This window comes from Hymenobacter persicinus, assembly GCF_004167665.1.
GTDB classification, from domain to species: domain Bacteria; phylum Bacteroidota; class Bacteroidia; order Cytophagales; family Hymenobacteraceae; genus Hymenobacter; species Hymenobacter persicinus.
Genome location: NZ_SEWE01000084.1, coordinates 1 through 7,080, shown reverse-complemented (window position 1 = coordinate 7,080; position 7,080 = coordinate 1). Strand labels below are relative to the sequence as shown.

The 7,080-nt window shown below is 63.5% G+C and carries 4 protein-coding genes; 1 reads left to right on the top strand and 3 read right to left on the bottom strand.

Annotation, left to right across the window (positions count from 1 at the left end; all coding sequences use genetic code 11):
- Window positions 1–21: 21 nt before the first annotated feature.
- Window positions 22–786 carry a hypothetical protein gene (locus tag EWM57_RS20520; protein ID WP_129920961.1) on the top strand — a complete coding sequence of 255 codons (765 nt, stop codon included), beginning with the start codon at window positions 22–24 and terminating at the stop codon, window positions 784–786.
- A gap of 12 nt (window positions 787–798) precedes the next feature.
- Here the strand turns inward: EWM57_RS20520 and priA are convergent, their stop codons facing one another.
- From priA to EWM57_RS20505, 3 genes are all read right to left on the bottom strand, one after another.
- The gene (gene priA / locus EWM57_RS20515; protein ID WP_129923172.1) at window positions 799–3,336 is read right to left on the bottom strand and encodes a replication restart helicase PriA; all 2,538 of its coding nucleotides are present in this window, start codon (window positions 3,334–3,336) and stop codon (window positions 799–801) included.
- 159 nt (window positions 3,337–3,495) lie between these two features.
- Window positions 3,496–5,556, bottom strand: coding sequence for a thioredoxin domain-containing protein (locus tag EWM57_RS20510; protein WP_129923171.1), 2,061 nt, complete (start codon window positions 5,554–5,556; stop codon window positions 3,496–3,498).
- Between the two features lie 77 nt (window positions 5,557–5,633).
- A partial coding sequence (locus EWM57_RS20505) for a GSCFA domain-containing protein (protein ID WP_207218366.1) occupies window positions 5,634–7,080 on the bottom strand: 1,447 nt, incomplete at its 5' end.

The window sequence follows — 7,080 nt, the reverse complement described above, 5'->3', positions numbered from 1 at the left end:
CGTATTACTTATCCTTTACTAATGAGATTATATAGCCTGTGGCTGGGCCTGGTCTGGCTCGGTGCCCTGGCCGGCTGCCAGAGCACCCGCCTAGCCACCCGCCTGCCCGCCGAGGCCGCGCCCAGCTACCAGCACTCCAGCATTCATCCGGTGAAACCGACCGAGGTGGTGGCCACCCAGCCGGAGCTTACTGCCTCGGTTTCACCGGATACTGCCACCGCAGGCCAGACTCCAAATCAAGCGTTGGTAAAAAGTCGTCCGGTCTACCACCGCGGACCGGCTACCTCCCCCGACACAACTTTGGCTCGCCCGGCAGTCGGCTTAGTGCCCACCGGTAAGCCGGACACCTTCACGACGCTGGTAAACCTGACTGGGTTAGCCGTTGCCACGGGTGGCGTAGTGGGCGCGGCTGGTGCCCAGGGCAATTACTCAGAAATCACCAGGTTTTTTGGGGTGTCCTTGCTGCTACTGGGCCTGGCACTGTTGTTTTACCAGAGCACCAACGGGCGCTGGCGCCTGGCCCGGCAAGCCCGGCGGGCCGCCAAGCAGCCGAATGCTCCAGCTGCCCTGAGCCCCGAAGTCCAGATTCAGCGAAACTTACGGCTGGGCAAATGGCTGTTGCTGTCAGGTGCATTCCTGCTTGGGCTGGTCGTCGCCCTTGCTTTCCTGCTGCCGGTAATTGAAATCGGGGTTTTTACGTTGAATTTGTTGCTTGTAATGCTGGCCTTGAATCTACTGCTGGTCGGAAGCACTATATCATTGCTGGCATTGCTGGAAGGCAGCTAAGCCCGCCCAGCCTTACATCGGGTCAACGTCGGCGACTATGCGGGCCTGCTTGAACTCCTTCTGGTCCTTGACCACGTTCATGGCGGCTATAATCTGGCCCTTGGCGTGCTTGAGCACGGTGTGTTCCCGGTCGAGCTTGATGGTGATTTCCTGCAGGTAGAAGTTGCGGATGCGGAAGATGTAGGGTGCCTCGGGCCCCAGCACCGCCTCCCGGCCCAGCCGGTCCACGAGCTCCTGGGTGAGCAGGAAAGCGGCCTGCTCGGCCACGCCCTGGTCGACGTGCTTGACGGTGAGCCGAATCACGCGCATGAAGGGCGGAAAGCCGTACTCGCGCCGCTGGGTGATTTCGTACTCGTAGAATTCGAGGTAGTCGTTGCGGATTACCTTATCGAAAATCACCTGCTGGGGGTCGGCGGTCTGGATGATGACCTTGCCCTTTTTGCCCTTGCGCCCCGCCCGCCCGCTCACCTGCACAAACATCTGGAAGGCCCGCTCGTGGGCCCGAAAATCCGGGTAGTGGATGATGGAGTCGGCGTTGATGATGCCCACCAGACTCACGTTGGCGAAGTCGAGGCCCTTGGTTACCATTTGGGTGCCGACCAGCACGTTGGTCACCTGGTTTTCGAAGTCGGCAATGATCTGCTGGTAGGAGTTCTTGGCCCGGGTGGTGTCGAGGTCCATGCGCTGCACGTTGGCCTGGGGCAGCATCACCTTCAGGTCGTCCTCGATTTTCTCGGTGCCGAAGCCCACGGTTTTCAGGTTGCGGGAGCCGCAGGCGGGGCACTCCACCGGCATCCGGTCGTGGAAGCCGCAGTAGTGGCAGCGCAGCTCGTGGGCGTGCTTGTGGTAGGAGAGGCTCACCGCGCAGTTCTTGCACTTCGGAATCCAGCCGCAGTCGAGGCAGTTGATAAAGGGCGAGTAGCCGCGGCGGTTCTGGAACAGGATGACCTGCTCCTTCAAAGCCAGCTTGCGCTCCATCTCGCTCATCAGCTCGGGCGTGAAGTGGTTGAGCATGGTTTTCTGCTCCCGGCCCTTGCGGGTGTCGACGAGCTCGATTTCGGGCAGGCCGGCCTCCCCGAAGCGCTTGGTGAGCGAAACCAGGCCCCAGCGGCCGGCCCGGGTCTGGTAGTAGGTTTCCACCGAGGGCGTGGCCGAGCCGAGCAGGGTTTTGGCCCCCTGGAAGTTGGCCATCATCAGCGCCACTTCCCGGGCGTTGTAGCGGGGCGAGGGGTCGTACTGCTTGTAGCTGCTTTCGTGCTCTTCGTCCACGATGATGAGCGAGACGTTGTCGAAGGGCAGAAACACGGCGGACCGCACGCCCACCACCACCTGAAAGCGGCCCGAGAGCACGCCATTCCAGACTTCCACCCGCTCGTTGTCCGAGAACTTGGAGTGGTACACGCCCAGGCGGGAGCCGAACACGCGCATCAGGCGGGTCACAATCTGGGCCGTGAGGGCAATTTCGGGCAGCAAGTACAGTACCTGCCCGCCGCCTTCGAGGGCCTTGCGGATCAGCTCAATGTAGATTTCGGTCTTGCCCGCGCCCGTCACGCCGTGGAGCAGCACGATGTCTTTTTCGGTGAACTGCTTGAGAATATCATCCTGGGCCGCCACCTGGGCCTCGCTGAGCGAGAAATGCAGCTTGGCTTCGGGCGAGTCGTCGAGCGGGAAGCGCGACACAATCACGTCGAACTGCTCGAGCACCCCGTTTTTGATGAGCGTGTTGACGGCCGACGGCGAGAGATGGGGGCTGCTGGTGAGGGCGGCTTTTTCCAGGCCCTGGTGGTTGGCGTGCACGTTCTGGTACACGGGCACCTTTTGCAGGTAGCGCATCAGCACGTCGAGCTGCTTGGGGCGGCCGGCCAGCTGCTGAAACAGCTCTTCGAGCACGTTTTCCTCCACGAAGTGGTGGGCCAGGCGCACCTTTTTGACCACCTTGGGCGAGAACTTGTCGGCCAGGTGCTCAAACAGGAAAATAACGTCCTTCTGAATCAGGGACTTGATAACCTTGTGGAAGTTGGTGCTGCCGAGCAGGTCGCCGACTTCGGTGAAAGTCATGGCCTTACCGTCCTCGGTACTCAGGGCCTCCACGATTTTCTCTTCCTGGTCGCTCAAGGGGTACTGGGGCTCGTCGCGCACGAAGGCCGGGTGCAGCTGAATGCGCGACTCCGAGCTGAGCTTGAGCGCCGAGGGCAGCGCGGCGTTGATGACCTCGCCCAGGGTGCACATGTAGTAGTCGGCCATCCAGCGAAACAGCTTGAGCTGGGGCTGAGTCACCACCGGCGCGTCGTCGATGAATTCGAGCACGTACTTGGCCTGATAGAGCGCCGGCGGGGTTTCGTGCACGGCCGCCACGATGCAGCTGAGCGTCTTTTTGGCCCCAAACTGCACAATTACCCGCCCCCCGATGACGACGTCGTCGTTCATCTCGTAGGGCACGCGGTAGGTGTAGAGCTTGGGCAGCGGCAGGGGCAGAATCACGTCGCAGAAAAGCGTGATTCGGTCGGTAGCCGCCGGCTCGGGCTGGACAAAGTCGAAAGTGAGGCTCAACGGGCAGGTGCTAAAAGCGGAACCGTAAAGATAAACCGCCGACGCGGATGATTCGGCCTCGCCGGGGTAATACCGGTCCGCAAAACGACGGCAAACCCGGGACTGGTTCTGAATCAGTTATATGGCCCTAAGCAAGTATAGCTACTCGGAAATGAGGCGCTACTGCGGGCTGGAATTGGCACTGCGCAGCTGGGCCAGCGCTTCGGCCACGGTGAGCACGGGCTGCTGACAGGTGTGGTTGAAGCAGACGTAGAGCGTGGTGCGGCCGTTTTGCGCCGGGCGCTGCCGGAGCAGGGGCAGCGCGTCGGTGGGAGCGGGGGCGCCGGCCAGCACGGCGTTGGGCAGAAAGTGGCGGCTCAGCTCGTGGCGTAGGGTTTCGGCCTCGGGCCCCACCACCGCAATTTCGGCCGTCGGCTGCCGCAAAGACAAGTAAAGCGCAGCCCAGTTGGTGAGATGCTGGGGCTCCTGCACCGCCAAGTCCCGGACCCGGCCCAGCATGGCGGCCGCCAGCTCCTGGTAGCGGGGCTGGTCGAGGAGCAGGCCCAGGCGGTGCAGGTTGTGGGCCATGACGGAGTTGGAGGCTGGAATTACGTTGTCGAACAGCTCCTTTTTGCGGGCAATGAGGGCTTCGCCGGCCTGGTCGGTGTAGAAAAAGAGCGGCTCGGCAGGGTCAGTAAAGTTGGTCAGCACGTACTCGGTCAGCGTGTCGGCCTCCCGCAGCCACTGGGCATCAAACGTCACCTCGTAAAGCCCGATGTAGGCCTGAATCACCAGGGCGTAGTCTTCCAGAAACGCGTCGATGGTGGCCCGGCCGGCTTTGTAGTTGCGCCGCAAACGCGGGCCCTGCCGCAGCTTGGTTTGCAGAAATTCGGCGTTGCGCCGGGCCAGGGTGAGAAAATGGGCGTCGCCGAAAGCCCGGTAGGCATCCACGAGTCCGGAAAGCATCAGCGCATTCCAGCCCGTGAGAATCTTGTCGTCGAGGCCGGGGCGCACGCGCTGACTCCGCGCCGTCAGGATGCGGGCTTTCCAGTCCTGGACCAGGCCGGCCACCACCCCGGGCTGCAATTCGTGCCGGCGGGCCCAGTCGGCATCGGAGGTGCGGCGGTGCAGAATGTTGCGGCCGTGCTCCCAGTTGCCCAGCGCGGTGCAGTTGTAGTAGTCGGAAAACAGGGCCTCTTCGTCGCCGAGCAGGTCGCGCAGTTCGTCTTTGGTGAAAACATAGAACTTGCCTTCCTCCCCCTCACTGTCGGCGTCCAAGGATGAGTAGAAGCCGCCTTCCGGACTCAGCAGCTCCCGCTCTACGAAGGCCACCGTTTCGTAGACCACCTCCCGGAACAGCTCGTTCTGGGTGACCTGATAGGCTTCGGCGTACAGGCTGACGAGCTGCCCGTTGTCGTAGAGCATCTTCTCGAAGTGCGGGGCCAGCCACTCGGCGTCGGTGGAGTAGCGCGCAAAGCCGCCGCCAGCTTGGTCGTAGAGGCCGCCCCAGGCCATCTGCTGCAGGGTTAGCTCGGTTTGCCCCAGCAGGTCGGGGCGGCCGGCGGCGGCGTGGGCGCGCAGCAAAAACCGCCAGATGCTGGGCATGGGAAACTTCGGGGCCCGGTTGGTACCGCCCAATTCGGAGTCAAACTTCTGGCTGAGATTGTGCAGCAATGTCTCCAGCTGCTTGCCGGCCGCCACGGAGCCCTCAACCAGCCGGCCGTATTTTTCCAGCTCACTGGTCCGCAACGCTTGGGTGAACTGCTCCGCCGACTGGTCCAGCTCCCGGCGGTTTTGGTTCTGGTAGGCCTCGCCGATGCTTTCCAGCAGCTGGGTCCAGCTGCGGGGCGCGAAGTAGGTGCCCCCGTAGAACGGCTTGGCTTCGGCCGTCAGAAACACGTTCAGCGGCCAGCCGCCCTGCACCCCCATGGCGTGCAAAGCGTCCATGTACACCTGGTCCACGTCGGGCCGCTCTTCCCGGTCGACCTTGATGCAGACGAAGTGCCGGTTCATGACCTCGGCAATGCGCGCATTCTCAAACGACTCCCGCTCCATCACGTGGCACCAGTGGCAGGCCGCGTAGCCGATGCTGACCAGAATCGGCTTCTGCTCTTTTTGGGCGCGCTCCAGCGCTTCAGGTCCCCACGGGTACCAGTCCACGGGGTTATGGGCGTGCTGGAGCAGGTAGGGGCTGGATTCCCGGCTCAGGCGGTTGGTGGGGGCAGGAGTGGAGGCGGACATCGGCGTATCGAAAGCAAGAGCAGACAGGGTAGAAATACAAAACCCAGCCGCCGGGGCTGGGTTTTGGTCTACGATAATTACGCGGTTTCGTCGGGCTGCGCGGGCTTTTTGCGGGGTGGCCGCACCCGCTTCTTCGGCGCAGCCGCGGCAGACTCAGCCGCCGGCTCTTCCGGCTCCACAGTGGGCGCGGGGGCCGCAGGAGTGGGCGTGGGCAGGGCCGCGGCCACTACTTCCGGCACGGCTACCACTTCCGGGGCCAGCAGCATCGGGGCGGCCTCATCCTGAACCGGGGGCGAAGCTGCTTTGCGGCGCGGAGCCCGCTCAGCTTTCGGCTTGGCTGCGGCTTTGGGCGCCACTTTTTCGGCAGATTTGACCGTTTTAGTCGTTTTAGCCGGAGCTTTGGCCGCTGGCTTGGCCGCGGCCTTAGGCGGTTTCACAATAGGCTCTTTCGAGCGGCTTGTCTTGGTTGGGGGCGTGCGCACAATGCCCTTGCTCGGCCTTTTAGCCGACTTCGGCGCAGCTTCGGCACTTTGCATGGGCACCAGCCAGTCGGTGTACGGGGCCGGCGCTTCCGTGGCCGCGGGCGGTACTACCTCCGCCACCACCGGGGCAGGGCGGGGGGCAGGCTCCGCAACGGGTGGTAGCTCGTGCACCACTTCCAGCTCCTGGGTCAGCAGCGGCACTTCCGGCGTCGGCTCCGGCTGCGCCAGAACGGACGGGATGTCGACTGCCGCAGCCTGCGTTTCCACCGCCTCCACGGCCACTGGCTGCACGCTTTGCACCGACTGCTGCGCGGCTTCCAGCGCGGCCCGGGCGGCGTTTTTGCGGGCCGTACGCTTGGCGCCACCCCGGGAGCGACGTTTCTTCTTGGGCAGCTCGGGCAGCTGACTGCCGACTTCCACTTCCGTCGCCTCTACCGGCACTACCTCCGCTACCGTGGCGGGCGCAACTTCAGTAATTTCAACGGGCGTAACGTGGATATCTGGCTGCGGAACCGGGCGCGCCGGCCGGTTCGGGTCCCGACGGTTTTGGTCCCGGCGGCTTCGTTCCGGCGCGGCGGCCGGCAGGGCCGGAGCCGGCGTCTCGTCGGATTCTCCAATATCAATCCGCTCCTCGTCATCATCCGGTTCGGGCTCGGCTATTGGCTGCGGGCGAGCTGGTACTGGCAGCGCCGCCAGCTGCTGCTGCACCTCGCGCAGTTCCTGCCGCACATCGGTCTGGGCAGCCAGCTTGTGCAGGCGCTCAAGGGTGTTTTCCAGGAAAGCCCGGTGCTCGGGCGCCGCCGGGTACAGCGGCCGGTGCCCCAGGGCCTGCCGCACCGCTTCCCAGTCCTTGCGGAAGCGCCCGAAGTTAGCGTCGAAATAGGTGCGGGTAAACTTCTCCCAGATGTAGTTTTCGGCCACTTCCGACGGGTGCAGCATGTCGGAGGCGTAGAAGCGGTAGTCGCGCAAATCATCGACCAGCAACTCGTAGGCCGGGAAATACGATACGTCGGGCAGCAGCTCACTCAGGTAATGGCAGGCC

Coding starts and splice junctions, on each gene's coding strand:
- EWM57_RS20520 (WP_129920961.1), top strand. CDS start 22: ATGAGATTATATAGCCTGTGGCTGGGCCTGGTCTGGCTCGGTGCCCTG.
- EWM57_RS20510 (WP_129923171.1), bottom strand. CDS start 5,556: ATGTCCGCCTCCACTCCTGCCCCCACCAACCGCCTGAGCCGGGAATCC.